Consider the following 1,906-nt stretch of genomic DNA (forward strand, 5'->3'; position numbering starts at 1 on the left):
TGCTTACCGGCATCAAGCGCGGCCCAGGCAATCACTTGTTTAAAAGTTTCCATATCCATTGCACCCGAGCAGGAATAGGTAGCCAGCAAACCACCCTCGTTAAGGAGCAGCATACCTAAACGGTTCAGATCTTTATAGGCACGTGAAGCACGGGTTAATGCCGAGCGCGATGGCGCATATTTAGGCGGATCCAGTACAATAACATCAAACTTTTCACCCTCATCCCTGAATTTACGAAGCTGAACATTCACGTCGGATTTAATGGCTATATGTTTGGTTGCATCCAGTTTATTCAGCCTGATATTTTCGGCCAGCGTTTCAATAGCTAACGCCGAGCTGTCTACACTGGTTACTGATGCGGCGCCTTCTTTAAGGCTGTTCAACGTAAAGCCGCCGGTATAACAAAAGCAGTCCAGTACCTTTTTATCTTTAGTATGTACAGCCAACACATGACGATTATCGCGCTGATCGCAATAAAAGCCGGATTTTTGGCCTTCGGTGATATTGATACCGTAAATAACATTGTTTTCTAACACCTCAACCAGCTCAGGCGGCGGACTGCCAGCAAGTACTTTATTCTCAGCTTCGGGCAGCCCTTCGTGGGCACGTGAAGCATTATCACTTTTATCCGAAATACTTTCGGGATTGAGCAATTTTTTTAGTTCATCAATAATAACAGGCATTACATTTTGAATACCCGAGGTAAGTACCTGCACTGCCAAATGGCCGGCATATTTATCAACAATTAGCCCCGGCAGATAATCCGATTCACTAAAAATTAAACGACAGGTATTGGTACCGTTAGCCAATATGTTAGCACGGCTTTTAACAGCAGTGGCTACTTTTTCACGAAACCAGGCTTCATTAACCTGCGCATCCTTATTCCACTCCAGTAAACGCAAAGTAACCCGCGATTGATCGTTATAAAAGCCATAGGCCATAAATTCGCCTTGTGTATTCACTAAGCGAACCACATCGCCATTGGCAGGTTTGCCCTTTACTTTTTCAATCGCCCCTGAAAATACCCAGGGATGCCTTTGCAGTACGGCTTTTTCTTTACCCTTCTTTAATATAACGTCAATCATGGGTGCAAAGGTAATAAAGCGCTGGCAATTTTAACTTTGCAGTAACGCGGCCTTCATTTATTACGTATTTGTATTAAGGCTTCTAAACCTTGAAAATATTTTTAGGTCATACACAATAATATCCGCATTAAAACATTTGGTATCTTAGATTCGAAAACTATAATCATGAAAAAAACCTACGTACTCCTGTTCAGTATGCTGATAGTGTGCTGTTGTTTTAGCTCAAAGTCATACGCTCAGATACCTCGCATACCTGAGGCCAGCTCAACTCAAACCATCATCCAGGATTTCGGATTAGGGAAAATAACCATCACTTATTCCCGTCCAAATGTTAAAGACCGCAAAATATTCGGGGGCATTATCCCTTACGGCGAAGTTTGGCGCACCGGTGCCAACGCGGCAACAACCATCACCTTTACCGAAAAAGTTGTTATTGAAGGTAACCCTATACCTGCAGGCACTTATTCGCTATTCAGCATCCCAACTAAAGGCGAATGGACTATCATCCTTAATAAAGTGGTAAAACAATGGGGCGCTTATAGTTACAAGCAAGACCAGGATTTTCTGCGTTTTAATATCAAGCCAATCCGCGTGAGCGAAAAACGCGAAACGTTTACTATGGCTTTTGTTAATACAACTACCAAATCAACCGACCTTGTTTTGGTTTGGGACAAAACCGCGGCCTATATCCACATGGAAACTGATGACGACGCCAAAATCACAGCCAATATTGATGAGCTGATGAAAGGCGACCGCAAACCATACTATTTCAACGCCATACAATACTACTACGAAAACCATAAAGACGTTGATAAAGCCCT

The 1,906-nt window shown here is 43.0% G+C and carries 2 protein-coding genes; one reads left to right on the forward strand and one right to left on the reverse strand.

Annotation, left to right across the window (positions count from 1 at the left end):
* On the reverse strand, positions 1-1,085 hold a 1,085-nt coding region (locus VF500_RS21545; protein WP_330861658.1), incomplete at its 3' end, for a class I SAM-dependent rRNA methyltransferase.
* A 165-nt stretch (positions 1,086-1,250) separates the two neighbouring features.
* Here VF500_RS21545 and VF500_RS21550 point away from each other — a divergent pair.
* Positions 1,251-1,906 (forward strand): DUF2911 domain-containing protein (locus VF500_RS21550; RefSeq protein ID WP_330861659.1); only part of this gene is annotated, 656 nt, incomplete at its 3' end.

Origin of the sequence: Mucilaginibacter sp. (assembly GCF_036383575.1) — a bacterium.
In the GTDB taxonomy this organism is placed as follows: Bacteria; Bacteroidota; Bacteroidia; order Sphingobacteriales; family Sphingobacteriaceae; genus Mucilaginibacter.